Below are 18,446 nucleotides of genomic sequence, written 5' to 3'. Positions count from 1 at the left end.
GGGTTTGTCAATTGCTGTTTCGCTTGTCAAACAGGGACGGCTCTGCTATTATCAGATTAGATTGTTATCCTATTTTATAGAAGTAAGGCAGGTATCTCCTTTATGAAGCATACGATTCAGAAATTCCACCGGCCTTCCACGCCTACGGCCACGGCTCTTTCCCTGTGCCTGGCTCTTTTCCTGGCGCTGGTGCTGGAACTCGGTATTTTTCAATTTTCTTATTTTACGCAGAACTCCGGAGCTTATCCGGAGACGGCCCTTGATCTCTCCGGCATGAATGGCTGGAACGGAGAAGCGCTGGCGATCCTGCCGGAGAATCCGTCGGTATCCTTCGACGGCCTTTCCCTGCCGACACGCAGGGTGACCGTGACCTTGGCCGGGCCTTCCGGCGTCATCTCCGGCAATGTGGGCATCTGTGATGAGGCCAGCTCTGTGAAGACTACCGGGGCGGGCAGCTTCTCGGTCAATCCGGGCGGCCGGGAAAATGCCTTTACCGTGCGGCTCCAGAGCCGCGGCGATCTGACCCGGCTGCGTCTGACCTTTGAGGAACTGAATGAGCCGGTTTTTCTGCTCTCAGTCACCCTGAATGCCCGACAGCCCCTCGCCATTCACTGGCTTCGTGTATTCCTTCTGACCGGACTTCTGGCCGCGCTGTTCCTGGCCTTACGCTTCCGGCTCTACGCGCAGGATTATCAGCCCGGAAAGCGCAGCCACCGCCTCCTGAATCTGGGCGTGCTGCTGCTTGCTCTCTTTATCTCTGCCGGAATTCTGTATGGAAGCGACGCTTCCCACCAGCTTCTGCGCCCCTATCCGCCCCTGGAGGAAGTTCGCTCACCGGAGATGGTAGTGGACGCTTACATGCAGCAGTTGGACGCCTTTGAAAAGGGACAGCTGGAGCTTGACCTGGACGTCAACCCGGCCTTACATGAACTTATCAATCCTTATGATAAGGGTGAGCGGGATAAAAATGGCGTGGAATATCACTGGGATCGGGCCTATTATAACGGAAAATACTATTCCTACTTCGGCCTGGCACCGCTTTTTATGGTCTATTACCCGGTATTCTGGCTGACCGGCATGCTACCCACGACCATTTTCGCAGGAGCCTGCCTCACCGTTTTTGCCATTCTGTGTATCTTTGCAGCCATTCAGGGGCTTATGCGGCTCTTTACGCCAAAAGCCAACCTGTTGCTCTTTCTCTCAGGAGAACTGGCTGTCATGGGCGGCAGCCTTCTGTGGCTGATGCAGGCTTCGGCCTCCAGTTTTTACTATCTGCCGCTCATTGCCTCCTTTGGCTGGCTGGGCGCATTTACAGCTTTCGCCTGCTATGGATATCAGGCAGGGAAGCCCTGGAAACGGATCGTGCTCTTTGCGCTCTGCGGACTTTCCGTAGTAATGCTGGTATTGTCCCGGCCCAACGCAGCACTGCTGGCGATGGCCTTCGGTGCGCCGCTGTTCTTACGGATTCTCCTGGATAAGAACCTCTCCGCGCGTCAGCGGTTTTTGGAAAGCGCCCTGCCTTTTCTGATCCCGATTCTCATGGGAGCAGCCGGAATCATGTATTATAACGCTATCCGTTTTGGATCGGTTTTTGAATTTGGCACCTCCTACCAGCTGACGGAAAGCGATATCCGCTACAATTCCGTGACGCCAGGCCTGCACCATTTTGGTTCCATGCTCTATCACTATTTTGCGGAATCCTTTGTGTACACAGAATTTTTCCCCTTCCTGCGTTTCACCACGGAGAAATGTGTGGATTTCGGCAACTATCTCTATCAGGAATACAGCGCAGGGCTCCTGCAAATGCCGCTGAATCTGGGCATATTCCTGTTGATTCCGGCAGTATTCACGCGGTCTTCTTCCTCCGACCGGAAAGGACTTCTAAAAAAACAGACCGGCGTGCTAGTGCTGCTGGCGGCTCTGGCCCTGGGGTATCTGGATTTTATGCTGGGCGGAATCCATATCCGCTATGTCTGCGACCTGACCCTGGCTCTGTCAGTGCTGGCCCTGTTCCTGATACTGGAGCAGATCCATTTTGACAGAACGCGTTCCGCGCGGATTCTGTACGTAATAGTGCTGTGCGCGATACTGGTGACGATTGGGAGGGGAGTTCTTACAATTTTCTCAAATGAAACCAATGATGTGTTGCTAAAGAATCCGGACTTCTATCTGTATGTGAGCCGGATATTCCATCCATAGAAAGAAAATACGAAGGGCTGTTACAGCAGAATATTTACAGTTTTCCATATCCCATGTTCGCCCGTTTCTCGTTACAGCAGTATGCTTGGCTCAGACTAAAGTCTGCTCCATTCATACAGCTGTCTCGAAAAGGCGGACATCTGGATATAGGAAAAACTGTTTATACTCTCTGCAACAGCCCTTTATCTTGTATTCTTCAAGCTACGCTTAGATATTCAGCAGCTCGCTGTAAGCCTTCAGCGCTCCGTCCGTATCATGCGCCAGTACCCGCTTTGCCAGTACCTTGCCAAGCTGTACGCCCTCCTGGTCGAAGCTGTTCAGGTTCCATGCGAAGCCCTGGAACATAATCTTATTCTCAAAATGAGACAGCAGCGCGCCCAGAGTCTCCGGAGTCAGCTGATCGCCTACAATGATGCTGGAGGGACGGCCGCCTGCAAAGTACTTGTTGCGGTTCTCATCTTCCTTACCGCAGGCAAAAGCTACCATCTGGGCAACTACGTTCGCGCAGAGCTTCTGCTGGCTGGTGCTGCCCTGGATGTCCACATCCACGCCGCACTGGTTGTTCTTAAATCCGATGAACTGCAGCGGTACGATGTCGGTTCCCTGGTGAAGCAGCTGATAGAAGGAATGCTGTCCGTTGGTTCCCGGCTCGCCGAAGATGACCGGTCCGGTCACGTAATCTACCGGCTCGCCGAAGCGGTTCACGGATTTTCCGTTGGACTCCATATCTGCCTGCTGCAGATGGGCCGGGAAGCGGCTCAGTGCCTGGGAGTACGGCAGAACTGCTGTGCAGCCCATACCCAGAACATTGCGCTCGTATACGCCGATCAGAGCGTCCAGCATCGCCGGATTCTCCAGAAGGTTCTCATTCTTTGCCAGCACGTCCTCTGCAGCTGCACCTGCCAGGAAGCGGTCAAATACCTCAGGACCGAAGGCCAGGGATAAGACAGCGCCGCCTACTGCGGAGGTGGAAGAATAACGTCCGCCGATGTAGTCGTCCATGAAGAAGGCCGTCAGATAATCGTCGCTCTTAGCCAGCGGAGAGGTCTCGCTGGTGACAGCTACCATATGCCTGGAAGCGTCCAGACCTGCCTTTGCGAGCGCGTCCTTGACGAAGGACTCATTTGTCAGAGTCTCCAGGGTGGTACCGGACTTGGATACCAGCACGAACAGGGAATGTGCCACGTCGATGGACGCCAGTACGGCTGCCGCGTCGTCCGGGTCTACATTGCTGATAAACTTCGCTTCCATCTTGAAGGTATCATGCTTCTTCGCCCAGTTCTCCAACGCCAGATACATAGCCCGGGGGCCCAGGTCGCTGCCGCCGATACCGATCTGTACGACGGTAGTGAATTTCTCACCTGCCGCGTTGGTAATCTCACCTGCGTGTACTTTATTGGCAAATTCTGCTACTTTTTTCTGCTGCTCTACGTAAAACGCGCGCTTGTCCACGCCGTCCGCTACGACTGCGTCGCCCAGCTGGCCGCGGGTCAACTGGTGAAGCACCAGACGCTTCTCGCCGGTGTTGATCACCTCGCCGTTATAGAGAGCCGCGAACTTCTCCGTCAGCTGTGCTTCCTTTGCAAGCTTCGCCAGTACTGCCAGTACGTTATCGTCTACGGCCTTTGCGGCGTAGTTGTATGCCATGCCTTCTGCCATTGGCACACTGTATGTCTTCACACGCTCTGCTCCGTTCTCACCGGACATGACTTCCGCCAGGTTTACGCGTGCGGTGTCTTTCAGCTCCTGATAGGATTTCAGGGTATCCAGATTCTTCCATTCTACCATTATAGATTTTTCCTCCATTTCTGTTATTCCGATACCATAACCTGTATGCAGAATCACCTGATTCACCCGCATTGTACCATATTTATATCTTGCGATCTACCCCTGCAAAAATTTTACACACATTTTTTTAATTTTTTTAAAATTTTACTGGACAAACCCGTTCACTTGTGCTATGATATCATTTGTTGACGGCAAGTCACTAAAACGGCGTGTGGCTCAGCTTGGTAGAGCGCTACGTTCGGGACGTAGAGGTCGCAGGTTCAAATCCTGTCACGCCGACGAATGAAAAGGAATCCTTAAAGAAGGGTTCCTTTTTTGTGATAGAAATGAAAGAGCGAAGCACTGATTTTCCGACGCTTCGCTCTTTCGTTTTATACCCGTTTCTTCTTTTTCTTTTTCGCCAGCGGCCGGAACACGGTCACTCTGCCGATGAAACACACAATCTGCACCAGTATCACGCCGACGGCGATTCCGATGCTGTCGATGGCCACGTCCCGCTTGGACGGTCCGCGGCCCGCCACAAAGGACTGGTGGTACTCATCCAGCGCCGCGAAGCCCACACAAAAACCGCCTGCCAGAAGCAGCAGCCAGATCCCGCGCACGCCGTATACATACAGCGGAAAGGATACCGAGACCGCCAGCAGAAAATATTCTGTCATATGAGCCAGCTTCCGCACCGGATAATTGATTCTCTGAATATACTGCGCCTCCTCCTGCGCGCTCCAGTGCAGATCAAAGCTCTCATTTGCCGTCTCGACGATGATTTCACTTACCTTGTAGCTTAAATTCCCCGATGTGATTCCATCCTGGGCCGAGAAACCGTAGATGACATACATCATGGCCAACGCCGGAAGGAAGGACAGGGGCTTTAAAATCGCTCTTAATAATGCTTTTATCATAACGGGGCTATCATAGCACCATTTCCCCGGGCTGTCTAGGCGGTAAACGGAAGATTAAGGAAACACTAAGAAAATTTACGCTTCCCGCACCGCGTCCTTCATGGCTTTCACATACTCCTTCACCTTTGGCACACACTCGGTTCCGTAGGCCGCGCAGAGCTTCACGATGGCGGAACCCACGATGGCACCGTCGGACTGAGAGGCCATGTTCTTCGCCTGCTCCGGGGTAGAGATGCCAAAGCCCACGGCGCAGGGGACGTCCTTCGCCTCTTTTACCAGCCTCACCATGGCTCCGATATCCGTGGTAATCTCAGTCCGAGTTCCGGTAACGCCTAAGGAAGATACGCAGTAAACGAAACCGTTCGCCTCTTTTGCGATCATTTTGATGCGTTCATGGGATGTGGGCGCAATCAGGGAAATCAAATCCAGTCCGTACTGCCTGCACACGCTGTCAAATTCTTCCTTTTCTTCAAAGGGCACATCCGGAAGAATCAGGCCGTTCATACCGATTTCCGCTGCCCGGCGAATAAAGTCTTCGGTACCTTTTCCATAGGAAAATACCACATTGGCGTAGGTCATGAATACCATGGGAATATCGGTCTTTTGCCGGATCCGCTCTACCATGGCAAAGATCTTGTCCGTGGTCACGCCGCCCGCCAGGGCCCGCATATTGGCCGCCTGAATGACCGGACCCTCTGCGGTAGGGTCTGAAAACGGAATACCCAGCTCAATCAAGTCCGCGCCCGCCTCCTCGCAGGCATAGACCAGCTGTTCCGTCACCTCCAGCGACGGGTCGCCGCAGGTAATGAACGGGATAAATGCCTTTCCATTTGCAAATGCGTCTGCAACTTTTTTACTCATGAAGATCCTCCCCTCTGTAACGGGCAATGGCCGCGCAGTCCTTGTCGCCCCGTCCGGAAATCGTAACGACGATAATCTGCTCCTTGTCCATGGTGGGCGCCAGCTTTCTTGCGTAGGCCACCGCATGGGCGCTCTCGATGGCCGGAATGATTCCCTCAGTCCGGGACAGGTACTCGAAGGCCTCCACAGCCTCGTCGTCGGTCACCGGCACATACTGAGCCCGGCCAATATCGTAAAGATGCGCATGCTCCGGTCCCACGCCCGGATAATCCAGTCCTGCGGAAATGGAGTATACCGGCGCTATCTGTCCATATTCATCCTGGCAGAAATAGGACTTCATGCCGTGGAAGATACCTAAGCGGCCTGTGGCGATAGTAGCCGCCGTCTCCGCCGTATTGACGCCCCGTCCTGCCGCCTCGCAGCCGATGAGCTGCACCTCCGGATCCTCGATGAAGTGGTAGAAGCTTCCGATGGCATTGGAGCCGCCGCCCACGCAGGCCAGCACCGCATCCGGCAGCCGTCCTTCTTTCTCCATGAGCTGTTGCTTCGTCTCCTTGGAAATAACTGCCTGGAAATCTCTTACAATTATTGGGAACGGATGAGGTCCCATGACGGAACCCAGCACATAGTGGGTATTCGAGATCCGGTTGGTCCACTCCCGCATGGTCTCAGAAACCGCATCCTTCAGGGTGGCCGTGCCGCTGGTGACCGCATGTACCTGCGCGCCTAAGAGCCGCATCCGGTACACATTCAGCGCCTGCCGCTCTGTATCCTCTTTTCCCATGAAAATCTCGCATTCCATATCCATGAGCGCCGCTGCAGTGGCCGTCGCTACACCGTGCTGGCCTGCGCCGGTCTCGGCGATGACGCGGGTCTTGCCCATCTTTTTCGCCAGCAGCACCTGACCCAGCACGTTGTTGATCTTGTGGGCTCCGGTGTGGTTCAGGTCCTCACGCTTCAGGTAAATCTTTGCACCGCCCAGTCTGATCGTTTCTATCTTTTGTCTTTTTTATCAGGAACCGATTTCCAGTGTTCGCACCATTTTCACCGCTGCCTGTATCTTTATCGGATCCTTTACGCCATCCGTCTCCAGGCTGCTGCTTAAGTCCACCGCCTCCCTGATCGAGGAGCAGATAGTCGGCGCTGCTCTGTAAGGCCCGTTCTATGTCAGCCTCTGTGCGGATGGAAAAAGCCTGGAGCAGCGGCTTATCGATCATCTGCCGCAGCTGCCGGATATAGGCCTCATCCTCACTGCCGTGAAGCTGTGCCAGCGCCAATGTGCCGTCGTTCAGCAGTCCGGCCACCAAATCCAGGGGCGCGTTTACGAAGACGCCCACGGCCTGTATCTGCTCTGACAGGCCTTTCGCCAGCTCCCGTACCTGTTCGACGCTTACATTCCGGCGGCTCTTCGACACTTCGATGACGAAGCCTGCGAAATCCGGCTGTGCCTCGTTGACTGCCCGGATGTCTTCGGGTCGTTTCAGGCCGCAGATTTTGATTTTTGTCATGTTCATTCACTCCTTGCGGCGTCCCGCCGAAAGCCTCGCAGGAACTCTTGCTTATCCTTTCCATGCGTTCTCTCAAAAATTTCCTGCTGGTTATCTTTTCAGCGGGCTTCCGTTTAACCGCTCCAACTCCGCTTTCTTATCTGTACTCCGCATCAGCGTCTCGCCAATCAGCACCGCGTCCACCTGATGTTCCCTTAAGATACTGATTTCCTCCGGTCCCTTAATCCCGCTCTCGGATACGAAAAGCACCTCTCTGGGAGCCAGATTCCGAAGTCTTATGCTGTTCTGCATATCCACCTGAAAAGTCTTCAGATCCCGGTTATTGACGCCGACGATCTTTGCGCCGACGTCCAGCGCCATTTCCACCTCTGTTTCATCGTGGGCCTCCACCAGCGCGTCCAGCCCCAGGCTTTCGGCCAGCTGCCGATAGTCCCGAAGCTGCACTTTGTCGAGAATCGCGCAAATCAGCAGTACCGCCGATGCTCCCAATGTCTTTGCCTGGTAAATCATGTACTCGTCCACGGTAAAGTCTTTTCGCAGCACCGGAATCCGCGCCGAGCCGGTGATCTCCTTCAGATACTGATCCGCACCCCGGAAATAAAAAGGCTCCGTCAGGCAGGAGATGGCCGACGCACCTGCCGCCTCATATTCCTTGGCAATCTCCAGATACGGAAAGTCCGGCGCAATGAGCCCCTTGGATGGGGACGCTTTCTTCACCTCGCAGATGTAGGACATGCCCGGTACCGCCAAAGCCCGGTAAAAGCATCCGCCTGCTGCGGCGTTATCTGCTCCTGTCAAAGCCCCCGCCCCGCCATGTTTCTTAGATCGAAGCAGTTCTTCCGCTAACCCTTTCATTTCCGCCGGACTGCACCGCCGTTTTTCCTCTTCGATTCGTTCCCTTGTCTTTCCTGCTATTTCCTCTAAGATATTCATTCCGCATTGCTTTCCTTTACAAATTCTTCCAGTTTCTTTTGTGCCGCGCCGCTGTCGATCAGTTCTTCGGCCATCCGCACGCCCTGCTCCATGGTCTCGGCCTTGCCTGCGATATAGAGGGCTGCGCCTGCGTTCAGGCAGACCGCCTGGCGCTTCGGACCTTTGTCAGCCTCCTGCGTCTTTGCCCCTATCCGGGCCTCCGCCGTCCGCCGGATGGTCAGCTCCCCGTCCGTCAGATTCAGCTCCAGCGTGGGATGACAGCCCAGAAAGGAATATCGGCCCCAGCTCTCGGTCTGGCTGGCACTCTCCAGCAGGTAGCAATGGCGGCTGGAGCCCCGCAGGGTCCTAAGTACTTCCACCGGCGTGTAGCGGTCTGCGTACAGCTCCCGGCATACGGGAATTCTGCGGTATTCGCCCGACGCCGCTATCTTCTTTACTTCTTCAAGGCTTGGATACATCACTTTTTCCTCCTGTCCTAAAAAGAATGTGCCTTGGCAACCATCTACCACTGCGCCGAGTGCGATAATATTTTTTATGTAATAGGGGATTCCATAGGAATTTCCTATTACATAAAAAAATCCCTGACAGACTTCTACATCTGTCAGGGACGAGTTCTACAAATTATATACCACCCGCGGTACCACCCTGTTTCACGGAACGAACCGTGCTCTTTGCGGAATACCTACATATTCCCGGCAACTGACGTATGCCCTACGTCGCAGAATACTTGGTTTACATCATATCCATTCTGATATCTGACCTTTGACTGCGCCCTCAGCGGTCCATTTGATATCCTGCATCTCGATCCGGCTTCCACCTCCCCGGACTCTCTGGGCGCGCATGAACATCGTTATCTCCGCTTCAACGGTTTAGTTCATTAAATTTTTTATTAACTTATCACGATGGTAGGGATTTGTCAACCCCTTTTTCTATTCTCGTTTTTTCTTTTTCTTGTATTCGAAAATTTTTGTTTTTTATACCCTATTTCTTAATTATTTCCGGTATGGCTCATAACAGCCGCGGAATAGGGCGGCATATAAATCTCAATCTTGCCGTCGCACACCAGATAGTGGGCTTTTTCCAGGTTAAATTCTTCTTCCATGGACAGCACCTGGCGCTCAAACAGTTCGCCGTCCGAAATCTCGATCTGCCAGACCGGAATCGTCATGCGCTCCGCTTCCTCAGTATTATTTATAATGGTCAGCACATGATTATCGTCCAAAAAACGGCCAAAGGCGAAATGTCCGTCCTTGGCGTACACCGGGATACCGCTGCCCCGACGACAGGCCGGGTTTTCCTTGCGGACGCGGATCAGCTCCTTGTGGTAACGGATCAGATCCTGATCCTCATGGCCCCAGGGATAGGTTCTCCGGCTGTCCGGATCGGTGAAGCCGCAGACGCCGGCCTCGTCACCATAGTAAATGGTCGGCGCGCCGTGCCAGGTCATCATCATGGCCACCGCCTCCCGGAAGACCGCCTTGGAGACGCCTTCCTCGGCCGCCTCGCTGCCCAATTCATCCACGCGGCCCACCTTATGGTTGGTGCGGGTCAGAAAACGGGAATGGTCGTGGTTCGAAAGCTGATTCATGGCAATCAGATAGGACTGGCCCGTAAAGGCGCAGGATTTTTCCCGCAGGGTATCAATAAAGGCATTCGCATTGTTCATCAAATCCGGCTCCCTGCCGTCGCTGTGCTTCTCCATGCCGGTCAGATACCAGGTAATGGGCTCCATGAAGGTGTCGTAATTCATAATGGAATCCCACTCGCCGCCCTTCAGCCAGCTGGTGGCGTCGCCGTAATGCTCCGCATAAATGACAGCCTCCGGATTGGCCTCTTTTACATTTTTCCGGAAATCCTGCCAGAACTTGTGATTGAAATCGGCGGACAGACCCAGATCAGCCGCCACGTCCAGACGCCAGCCGTCCACGTTATAAGGCGGAGAAACCCATTTCCGGGCAATGCCCATGATATAATCGTAAAGCTCCTGAGAGGTCTCATAGCTCAGCTTCGGCAGGGTGTCATGGCCCCACCATCCGTCGTAATAGGGATTGTACGGCCACTCATGGATATTATTAAACTTAAAGAAGTTCCGATAGGGGCTGTCCTCAGAGACGTAGGCGCCCTTTTCATAGTCGCCATCGCCCTCGTAGATGCACTCCCGATCCAGCCATTTATTGAAGGATCCGCAGTGATTGAAGACACCGTCCAGCAGCACACGTATGCCGCGCTTGTGCACCTCCTCCACGAAATGGATGAAGAATTCGTTGCTGGCCTCCAGATTTTCCTTGCTGACCACGCGCTTAATATACTTCGTTGCCTTGGTATTATCCAGCTCGCCTGGCGGAAGCAGGTCGCCGCCATCCTCTTTGATCACTGTATAGTGGGGATCGATATAGTCGTAATCCTGACAATCGTACTTGTGATTGGACGGGGACACGAATATCGGGTTCATGTAAATGACCTCGATGCCCAAATCCTGCAGATAATCCAATTTATCCAGGATGCCCTGCAGATCGCCGCCGTAGAACCGGCGCACGTCCATGTCCTCAGGCGGTTCGCTCCAGTCCTTTACCTGTTCCACCTGCTGGTGGATATAACTGTATTCTCCTGTCAGCACATCATTGGTGGGATCGCCGTTGCAGAAGCGATCCACGTAGATCTGGTACATGACCGCGCCCTTGGCCCAGTCCGGCGTAGCGAAGCCCGGAATGATGCGGAACGCATAGCTGTCCTGCAGATTATTGGTGATGCTCAGCTTATTATAAAAAAGCCGCTCCTCATCGGAACGGATTTCAAAATAATAATAGATGGTGTCAGTTCCTACTTCAATGTCAATCTCATAATAATCAAAGCGGCCCCTGGAACAGACCTTTGTCATCGGATTCCGTTCTTCACCGCTAATAAAATATACAGCTTCTACATTATCCTTTGCAGTTCGAAAGCGTAACTTTACCCGTTCGCCTGCTTTCGGCTCCAGCGGAATCCGAAAGCCCTCCGACTCCTCTACGAAAAGCGCCTGTCGGTTAATCTTTCCCATAATTCTCTCTCTTTCTGTCACAGCCGCTCTTCTGTGGCTGCTCCCTGATTATTATTCTATAATACCAGCTCTTTCATTTCAACATTTGTTTATTACGTAACAATCTTGCCTATCTGCAGACTTCTGTCCCATATATTCTGTCTCTGCTGTTATTACAGATATTTCCGCACAAAGTGAAACAGACAGCTCGCGCTGTCTGTTTCAGGAGAAGGTATTTCTTTTTACTTATGGGGTGTAGCAAAAACTATATAATGTATTGGGGGTTTTACGAGTATTATTATATCATAATGTCGCGATAAGTGTGCACAAACTTCACAAAAATCAGAATCTGTTTTTGTGAAATATTCACAATTCCATTCCGTCATAATGACGAAAACGCTAGTCTGGCGCTGTAAAAAAAGGGATCTCACTAAATCGTGAAATCCCTAAAAGCTCACTTTTATACAGCCGGTACGGCCTCTTCCTTTTCAAACAATGCCTCGAACTCGTCCCGGGAGATCTTTTCTTTCTCCAGAAGCAACGCTGCCGCTGCGTCCAGGACGTCGCGGTGGTCCAGGATGATGGCTTTGGCCTTATCGTAGCACTCGTCTACGATTCGCTTGACCTCCGAATCGATCTTGCTTGCCACGTTCTCGCCGTAGCCCTTGGTGTGGCCGTAGTCGCGGCCCAGGAATACTTCTTCATCGGAATCGTAGCTGACCAGACCAAGTTCGTCGGACATGCCGTACTTGGTGACCATGGCACGGGCCACACGGGTAGCCTGCTTGATATCCTGGGAAGCGCCGGTGGTGATATCGTCGAAAATCAGCTCTTCGGCGATACGTCCGCCTAAGGATACCTCGATATCCTGCAGCATCTTTCCCTTGGTATTGAACATCTCATCCTTCTCCGGCAATGGCATGGTGTAGCCGGCCGCTCCTACGCCGGTGGGAATGATAGATACACTGTATACAGGTCCCACATCCGGCAGCACATGGAACAGGATCGCATGCCCTGCCTCGTGGTACGCAGTGATGCGCTTCTCCTTCTCGGAGACGATGCGGCTCTTTTTCTCTGCGCCGATGCCCACCTTCACGAAGGACTTGCGGATATCCGCCTGGGTGATATAAGGACGGTTGTCCTTGGCTGCCAGAATGGCTGCCTCGTTCATCAGATTTTCCAGATCCGCGCCGGTCATGCCTGCGGTGGTCTGGGCTATCTGCTTCAAATCCACATCCTCTGCCAGCGGCTTATTCTTCGCATGAACCTGCAGAATCTCTTCTCTGCCGCGCACATCCGGTCTGCCCACCATGATCTTACGGTCAAAACGACCCGGACGTAAGATAGCCGGATCGAGAATATCCACACGGTTGGTGGCCGCCATGACGATGATGCCCTCGTTGACGCCGAAGCCGTCCATCTCCACCAGCAGCTGGTTCAGGGTCTGCTCACGCTCATCATGACCGCCGCCCATACCGCTGCCGCGGCGTCTCGCCACCGCGTCAATCTCGTCGATAAATACGATACAGGGGCTGTTCTTCTTGGCATCCGCGAACAGATCACGGACACGGGAAGCACCTACACCGACAAACATCTCTACGAAATCCGAACCGGAGATACTGAAGAACGGCACGCCTGCCTCGCCTGCAACAGCCTTGGCCAGCAGGGTCTTACCGGTTCCGGGAGGACCCTCCAGCAGCACGCCTTTTGGGATGCGCGCGCCTACCTGAGTATATTTCTGTGGAAGCTTCAGAAAATCTACGATCTCACGAAGCTCTTCTTTTTCTTCCTGCAGACCTGCCACATTTTTAAAGGTGGTGTGAATCTGCTCCTGGGTGGTCATACGGGCCCGGCTTCTGCCGAAGTCCATCATCTTGCCGCCACCGCCGCCGTTGGCCTGACGGTTCATCAGGATCATCATAACGACTACGGCCACTACAGCCGCCAGAAGGGGCGCGCCCAGGGACGCCATCCAGTTATTGGTGCTCACTGCAGCAAAGGCTACCGCCACATTCTCAGACTCCAGAAGCTCTCTGGCCTCTGTGGTGTCTGCCACATTCACATCCTGACGGCTGCCGTCCTTCAGGGTCAGGCGCACCGTGCCGGTAGGTGTAGCTTCGGACTGGCTGATCACGGCAGATACTACCTCGCCGTTCTCCACGGCAGTCTCAAACTGCTGATAGGTATACAGATTTTCCATGTCCATCCGTTTTACGTAGGTACTGAACAGATAGACCAGCACCAGTAAAAATACGAAATAGATTCCGGAAATCCGAAATTGTCTGTTGTTCAAAATGTGTCCTCCTTATATTCGTACGTTCAGCCCGCGCCGTTCGCAGTTAGTCTACGAATTCAAGTACGCCGATGTACGGCAGATTCCGGTACTTCTGATCATAATCCAGGCCATAGCCCACCACGAACTCATCCGGAATCGTAAATCCGGTGTATTCCACGTCCACATCTACGACTCTGCGGTCCGGCTTGTCAAGCAGGGTACACAGGGTCATGGTCTTCGGGTTACGCTGTCCCAGAAGCTTTACCAGGTGGCTTAAGGTCCGTCCGGAATCGATGATGTCCTCTACGATAATCACGTTCTTGCCCTGCAGCGGCTCGTCCAGGTCCTTGCTTAAGCGTACCACGCCGCTGGACTTGGTCTCCGCGCCGTAGCTGGATACCTGCATAAAGTCGATGGTCACCGGCACGGTAATTCTCTTGGCCAGCTCGCATACAAAGAATACGCTGCCCTTCAGGATACAAATCAGGTGAACCTCTTCGCCTGCAAACTTTTCGCTGATCTTCTGTCCCAGCTCTCTGATCTTCGCGTCTACTTCCTCTTCGGGAATCATAACTCTGATTTTCTCAGCCATGTTCATTTCCTCCGCTTATCTGTACTTTTAAAATGTTCCTTGTCTCTTCCGTGACCTTGTACGCTTCGCTGATACGATGCCCCGGAATCCATACAATATGCGCTCCATCCGCCAGCAGCAGAAGCTCGTCCCGCTCAAATGCCGGCACCTTTTCATCAATCAGATACGCCTTCAGCTTTTTGCGCCCGTGCGCTCTGTTAATCTCCAGATAATCCCCGGGCTTACGCCCCCGGATCTCCAGACATTTTTTTATTTTATCATAGTCAAACCATTTCGTATATGTTTTTTGGGGAATAATTTCAATTTTTTCCTCGGGATACAGGGTAAATTTCCATTTTTGTCCTCGGATGGTAACGCTGCCGGGAATCTCCGGACAGAACGATATGGGACTGGTTTTCTCACCGTCCTGCTGCCGTGCAGGCTTCTCACTCCGACTGAGCCGCACGCCCTCATATTCCCGTCTTGCGCTGCGGTCACCCGGCAGATCCATTCTGCTCCCGGTCTGCTTTTCGAACAGCTCCCGAAGCATCTCGATGTGAACCCGCTCCACGTCCTTGAGTCCGCCAAGCTCCGCCATGCACCGCCGCAGCAGTCTGCTTCCGATCAGGGGATCCTGCATGGAAAATGCGTTGGTGAATACAAACCGTGCGCCGTCCTCTTCCCGCACACAGATTCGGTAGGCTTCCGCCGTCTTCCGCTCCAGAAACGCCTCCACCTCCCCAAGCTCCGCAGCCGCCTCGGCCACATGTCGGATCGCCTTCGCATTGACGCTCTCCCGGGCCGTCTTCAGAATGTCGCCCCGAATCCGGTTGCGTGTGTAGTCCATGCTCAGGTTCGTGCTGTCAGTGCGCCAGGCTATCCCTCGCCCGGTCAGCCACGTCTCGACTTCCTCACGCTCTGCGCAGAGCAACGGCCGAATGATATTGTCCCGCGCCGGGCTCATGCCGGACAGCCCCTTTAGGCCGCTTCCGCGGAACAGCTGAAACAGTACCGTCTCCGCCTGATCCCCCGCATGGTGGGCCACCGCAATCCGCGCGCCCCCAAGACGCTCCGCTTCCTCCGCGAAGGCCTCATACCTGCAGAGCCGTCCGGCCTCCTCCAGCGTCAGATGCTCCCGCTTAGCCCGGCCCTGCACGTCAAAGGAACGGACGGAAAGCGGAACCTCCAGGCTTCCGCAAAGCTCCCGCACATAGGCCTCGTCCCCGTCGGCCTCCGCGCCCCGCAGACAATGATTTACATGCACTGCGGACAGCGCTGCGCCCTTTTCTCCGCACAGCTCTTTCAACAGGAAAAGCAGGCATACGGAATCCGCACCTCCCGATATGCCCGCCACAATCCTGTCTCCCGGACGAATCATCTGATATTTTTCTGTAAATGCACGCACACGATCCAGCATTTCCCAGTTTTCCTTTCGTAGTTTTCCATTGCTTTTAGTATACCATATCTCTTTAATACTTTACCAGCCCCATCACCAACACCGTCATATCGTCGACAGGCTCCTTCTCCCGGTACTGACGCACCCGGGCCAGAATGTAAGCTGCCAGCTCGGACGGATTTCCTGTATCGTGCTCCAGAATGATATCCTTTATCAATTTCTCCTGATGAGCCGCAGGCAACGCATCCAGCACACCGTCGGTGACCATGATGACCATGTCGCCGTCGTAGAGCTTTTTACTGGTACAGTCCGGCTCCAACTTGTGAAAGACGCCCGCAGGCAGGCTGGTTGAGGAAATGGTTTCCACCCAGTTTTCCCGCCGGATAAAGGTGGTGGACGCGCCCACCTTCAGGAACTCGCAGATACCCGTATACAAATCCAGCGAACTGATATCAATGGTGGAGAACACCTGCGCGTCCGACCGCACGATCAACGCCGAATTGATCATCCGCACCGCCGTCTCCTTGGAGAATCCCGCCTCCAGAAACTGCTCCAGCAGATCGATGACCATCTCACTGTCCCGGTAAGCCGCCATACCGGACCCCATACCGTCCGACAGCGCCCCGATAAACTGCCCCTCCCGGCACCGATGCAGGGAAAAATTGTCCCCGGAAATGGTTTCTTTACTTTTGACCGCCTTCTCTACGCCGCAGAGCACTTGGAAGTTCGTCCGTTCCGCGAAAAGCACCGTCACCTTCTCACTGCCCACAAAGGCCCGGCTGTCCTTGCCCGGCATCATGGCCTTCTTCATCATCCTGGACAATACCTCTGCAATATCCTTCGTCGCCACACATTTCCGCCTGCGGGTACTGACCGTCAGATATACCTCCTGCCGCCGGTGCTCCTCCTGATAGACCAGCACTGAATGGACGCAGAGTCCCATACCCTTCAGCTTTTTCGCTAAAACCTGTTCCAGTTCCTCGTCCGGCCTGGTATCCCAGGCATATTCTACGGTATCCGTCATGATCTGGGCCATTTCCCCCAGCTGTATCGCCACTGCAGCGCGGTTTTCCTCCAGCCTGTTCTTCCAGAGCAGCTTCATTTTCTCTGTCTTATCCAGCTGTTCGTTCTCCGGAACGGCTTCCGCTTTCTGTCCTTCTCCCGCGAAGCTTACCGCCAGATTGCCGAAGGCCTCCCGGTAATCCCGCAGGCGCTGCTGCACCGGATTGGGCGCTTCCTCATTTTCCATGGGAAGGGGTCTTAAAATCCATACCAGAATCCCGCCGCAGATTACCGTCAGTGAACACACCAAAAGCCCCTGGGCCGCCCCCAGCAGGATGGCGTAATCCCGATCCATCTGAAGCATCCCCACGCCGATCTGCATCGCCGCCACACAGCTGCCCGCCACAATTCCGTAGAGCCAGCCGTAATTTTCCTCTCGTCTCACCTTTTACTCCTCCTCGTCTTCTGTGTGTGTCTGTGTGATTGGGAATTATAGAGGACAGAAACGGATTATTTTGTCAAATGGAGGCGGGTGATTTCAGATCTTTTCGGCAAAAGGGGACATAGAATTCTGTTTAAGAACCTGCCGGAAAGCATAAAGGCTGTCCGGAACCTTCCCTGTCCCGGACAGCCTTTACATGCACGCATTATGTAAACTAATTATTCTTTAGCCTTGAACAGAATCTCATCCGGATAAACCAGTCCGAGCCGCTCCTTCGCCACTTCCTCCACATACTTCTTGGTCTGGACGTATTTGCCGAGCTCCTCGATATCCTTCGAGCGCTGTTCCTCTTCTTCGATCTGAGCCATCAGCTGTTCTTCCTGCTTCTGATAGGCTGCGTTCTTCTGCTGGAGCCGATGCTTTGCATAAAAACCCGTTACCAGAAGACACATGACTGTCAGTACAATCAGTCGGTAGCCCATACGCTTTCTGCGATTCATTCCGCGCCGGGTCTTCGTCGTCATAGCTCCTTCCGCCTCACTTTCATTCTGAAAACTGTTTCCACAGCCAGTCTTTCTTCGCTTTTCCACAGAAACCTCTGTCTATGGGTATATTTATTTGATTATAATCTTTTTTATACATTTATGCAATTTTTTTCTTATGAAATTGACTATATTTCGAAACATTTTCGAAAGCAGCAGCCAGGAAAGCATGCCCAGCACCACTGCCGCCACAGCAAAGCCCCTTACCGCCCCGCTGTTCTCCCGGTACAGCATCCGGAAAATCAGGAAACCACAGAGCAGCCAGTAGGCCAGATCCTCCGCTGCCATCCAGACGGTCCCATGGAAAACCAGCCGCCGGAAGACCTTCAATCCCCCGTACAGGAAGGCCAGGGCCGCGCCGCAGAGGAAGGCTTTTCCAAAAAACTGCAGTTCAAAAAGAATTCCACCGGCCATAGGCTATTTAAACAGGCGGCCCAGGATCGACGCGCCCGCCTTATGAAAATCTGTGACCTCCGAGTAGGCCATGCTGTCAATCCGCCCCTCGATATCCACCTCGCCCTTTTCCAGGGTCAGACGATTCACATGGAGATCGGCGCCTTTGATGGTCAGCATACCCTGTTCCGTCTCCAGCAGGATTTCCGCGATATCGAAGGAAATCACGTCGGTCACGCCGCTGATGGTGCCCGTCCGCCGGTTGCTTAAGAGCAGCTTGTGGGCTTTCGCGTATTGCTTTTCTTCCAAAAAAAGACCTCCCCATACACTTACTAGTTTACAACTAAATGTATGAAAAGGTCTTTCTCATTATTCCTGTTTTTAAAGATAACGGTAGAGCTCCTTGGCGTCATCCTTGCGGACGGTCTCCTGGACGTCCAGGACTTCCACCTTTACGGACTTGCTGCCAAACTGAATCTCGATGACGTCACCCGTCTTCACGTTCACAGATGCCTTGGCCACCTTGTCGTTGACCAGCACGCGTCCCGCGTCACAGGCTTCATTGGCTACGGTCCTCCGCTTAATCAGCCGAGAAATCTTTAAATATTTATCAAGACGCAT

Annotated in this window: 15 protein-coding genes, 1 tRNA gene and 2 pseudogenes; 2 read left to right on the top strand and 16 right to left on the bottom strand. The window is 53.5% G+C overall.

Annotated features, from left to right (window positions below):
* The first annotated feature begins 102 nt into the window (after positions 1 to 102).
* Positions 103 to 2,199, top strand: a complete 2,097-nt coding sequence (locus WMO29_RS11670) for a hypothetical protein (RefSeq protein ID WP_349164906.1) — start codon at positions 103 to 105, stop codon at positions 2,197 to 2,199.
* Between the two features lie 207 nt (positions 2,200 to 2,406).
* Here the strand turns inward: WMO29_RS11670 and WMO29_RS11665 are convergent, their stop codons facing one another.
* Entirely contained in the window at positions 2,407 to 3,987 is a 1,581-nt protein-coding gene (locus WMO29_RS11665; RefSeq protein ID WP_349164905.1) for a glucose-6-phosphate isomerase, read from the bottom strand.
* 205 nt (positions 3,988 to 4,192) lie between these two features.
* Here WMO29_RS11665 and WMO29_RS11660 point away from each other — a divergent pair.
* Positions 4,193 to 4,266 (top strand) — tRNA-Pro (locus WMO29_RS11660).
* 92 nt (positions 4,267 to 4,358) lie between these two features.
* On the opposite strand, the gene WMO29_RS11655 is transcribed toward WMO29_RS11660, so the two are convergent.
* The 15 genes and pseudogenes from WMO29_RS11655 to WMO29_RS11580 all read right to left on the bottom strand — a co-directional run bounded on the left by WMO29_RS11655 (position 4,359) and on the right by WMO29_RS11580 (position 18,446).
* Positions 4,359 to 4,886 (bottom strand): VanZ family protein, encoded by a 528-nt coding sequence (locus WMO29_RS11655; RefSeq protein WP_349164904.1) that lies wholly within the window; start codon positions 4,884 to 4,886, stop codon positions 4,359 to 4,361.
* Positions 4,887 to 4,961: 75 nt separating this feature from the next.
* Positions 4,962 to 5,747: a tryptophan synthase subunit alpha gene (gene trpA, locus WMO29_RS11650; RefSeq protein WP_349164903.1), complete on the bottom strand. Its 786-nt coding sequence runs from the start codon at positions 5,745 to 5,747 to the stop codon at positions 4,962 to 4,964.
* Positions 5,740 to 6,729, bottom strand: a pseudogene (gene trpB, locus WMO29_RS11645) (tryptophan synthase subunit beta); the annotation flags it as partial. The pseudogene trpB and the gene trpA, both read right to left, overlap by 8 nt.
* A complete protein-coding gene (locus WMO29_RS11640; protein ID WP_349164902.1) occupies positions 6,698 to 7,255 on the bottom strand; it encodes a phosphoribosylanthranilate isomerase in 558 nt (185 codons plus the stop codon). The pseudogene trpB and the gene WMO29_RS11640, both read right to left, overlap by 32 nt.
* Positions 7,256 to 7,345: 90 nt before the next feature.
* Positions 7,346 to 8,188: an indole-3-glycerol phosphate synthase TrpC gene (gene trpC, locus WMO29_RS11635; protein WP_349164901.1), complete on the bottom strand. Its 843-nt coding sequence runs from the start codon at positions 8,186 to 8,188 to the stop codon at positions 7,346 to 7,348.
* A pseudogene (locus tag WMO29_RS16805) lies at positions 8,185 to 8,358 on the bottom strand (anthranilate phosphoribosyltransferase); the annotation flags it as partial. The gene trpC and the pseudogene WMO29_RS16805, both read right to left, overlap by 4 nt.
* An 818-nt stretch (positions 8,359 to 9,176) precedes the next feature.
* The gene (locus WMO29_RS11620) at positions 9,177 to 11,225 is read right to left on the bottom strand and encodes a glycoside hydrolase family 13 protein (protein ID WP_349164900.1); all 2,049 of its coding nucleotides are present in this window, start codon (positions 11,223 to 11,225) and stop codon (positions 9,177 to 9,179) included.
* 439 nt (positions 11,226 to 11,664) lie between these two features.
* Complete coding sequence (ftsH, locus tag WMO29_RS11615) at positions 11,665 to 13,497, bottom strand: ATP-dependent zinc metalloprotease FtsH (RefSeq protein ID WP_178038996.1); 1,833 nt, start codon at positions 13,495 to 13,497, stop codon at positions 11,665 to 11,667.
* 46 nt (positions 13,498 to 13,543) lie between these two features.
* The gene (hpt, locus tag WMO29_RS11610; RefSeq protein WP_178038995.1) at positions 13,544 to 14,071 is read right to left on the bottom strand and encodes a hypoxanthine phosphoribosyltransferase; all 528 of its coding nucleotides are present in this window, start codon (positions 14,069 to 14,071) and stop codon (positions 13,544 to 13,546) included.
* Complete coding sequence (gene tilS, locus WMO29_RS11605; protein WP_349164899.1) at positions 14,064 to 15,467, bottom strand: tRNA lysidine(34) synthetase TilS; 1,404 nt, start codon at positions 15,465 to 15,467, stop codon at positions 14,064 to 14,066. The genes hpt and tilS overlap by 8 nt, the downstream gene beginning before the upstream one ends.
* 52 nt (positions 15,468 to 15,519) lie before the next feature.
* Complete coding sequence (locus WMO29_RS11600; protein WP_349164898.1) at positions 15,520 to 16,893, bottom strand: SpoIIE family protein phosphatase; 1,374 nt, start codon at positions 16,891 to 16,893, stop codon at positions 15,520 to 15,522.
* Between the two features lie 215 nt (positions 16,894 to 17,108).
* Positions 17,109 to 17,480, bottom strand: coding sequence for an FtsB family cell division protein (locus WMO29_RS11595; protein ID WP_349164897.1), 372 nt, complete (start codon positions 17,478 to 17,480; stop codon positions 17,109 to 17,111).
* Positions 17,481 to 17,504: 24 nt separating this feature from the next.
* On the bottom strand, positions 17,505 to 17,846 hold the full coding sequence (yabQ, locus tag WMO29_RS11590) for a spore cortex biosynthesis protein YabQ (RefSeq protein WP_349164896.1): 342 nt from the start codon (positions 17,844 to 17,846) through the stop codon (positions 17,505 to 17,507).
* Between the two features lie 3 nt (positions 17,847 to 17,849).
* Positions 17,850 to 18,134, bottom strand: a complete 285-nt coding sequence (gene yabP, locus WMO29_RS11585; RefSeq protein WP_178038990.1) for a sporulation protein YabP — start codon at positions 18,132 to 18,134, stop codon at positions 17,850 to 17,852.
* A gap of 72 nt (positions 18,135 to 18,206) precedes the next feature.
* On the bottom strand, positions 18,207 to 18,446 hold the full coding sequence (locus WMO29_RS11580; RefSeq protein WP_349164895.1) for an RNA-binding S4 domain-containing protein: 240 nt from the start codon (positions 18,444 to 18,446) through the stop codon (positions 18,207 to 18,209).

This window comes from Laedolimicola intestinihominis (assembly GCF_040096155.1).
GTDB lineage: Bacteria > Bacillota > Clostridia > Lachnospirales > Lachnospiraceae > Laedolimicola > Laedolimicola intestinihominis.
The sequence above is the reverse complement of the archived record's forward strand: the minus strand, read 5'-3'. Positions and strand labels throughout refer to the sequence as shown.

What these genes read in the sequence shown, in the direction of transcription:
- yabQ (WP_349164896.1), bottom strand. Translation starts at nt 17,846, where the DNA reads ATGGCCGGTGGAATTCTTTTTGAACTGCAGTTTTTTGGAAAAGCCTTC.
- WMO29_RS11670 (WP_349164906.1), top strand. Translation starts at nt 103, where the DNA reads ATGAAGCATACGATTCAGAAATTCCACCGGCCTTCCACGCCTACGGCC.
- trpC (WP_349164901.1), bottom strand. Translation starts at nt 8,188, where the DNA reads ATGAATATCTTAGAGGAAATAGCAGGAAAGACAAGGGAACGAATCGAA.
- WMO29_RS11640 (WP_349164902.1), bottom strand. Translation starts at nt 7,255, where the DNA reads ATGACAAAAATCAAAATCTGCGGCCTGAAACGACCCGAAGACATCCGG.
- tilS (WP_349164899.1), bottom strand. Translation starts at nt 15,467, where the DNA reads ATGCTGGATCGTGTGCGTGCATTTACAGAAAAATATCAGATGATTCGT.
- hpt (WP_178038995.1), bottom strand. Translation starts at nt 14,071, where the DNA reads ATGGCTGAGAAAATCAGAGTTATGATTCCCGAAGAGGAAGTAGACGCG.
- WMO29_RS11620 (WP_349164900.1), bottom strand. Translation starts at nt 11,225, where the DNA reads ATGGGAAAGATTAACCGACAGGCGCTTTTCGTAGAGGAGTCGGAGGGC.
- WMO29_RS11580 (WP_349164895.1), bottom strand. Translation starts at nt 18,446, where the DNA reads ATGCGTCTTGATAAATATTTAAAGATTTCTCGGCTGATTAAGCGGAGG.
- WMO29_RS11655 (WP_349164904.1), bottom strand. Translation starts at nt 4,886, where the DNA reads ATGATAAAAGCATTATTAAGAGCGATTTTAAAGCCCCTGTCCTTCCTT.
- trpA (WP_349164903.1), bottom strand. Translation starts at nt 5,747, where the DNA reads ATGAGTAAAAAAGTTGCAGACGCATTTGCAAATGGAAAGGCATTTATC.
- WMO29_RS11665 (WP_349164905.1), bottom strand. Translation starts at nt 3,987, where the DNA reads ATGGTAGAATGGAAGAATCTGGATACCCTGAAATCCTATCAGGAGCTG.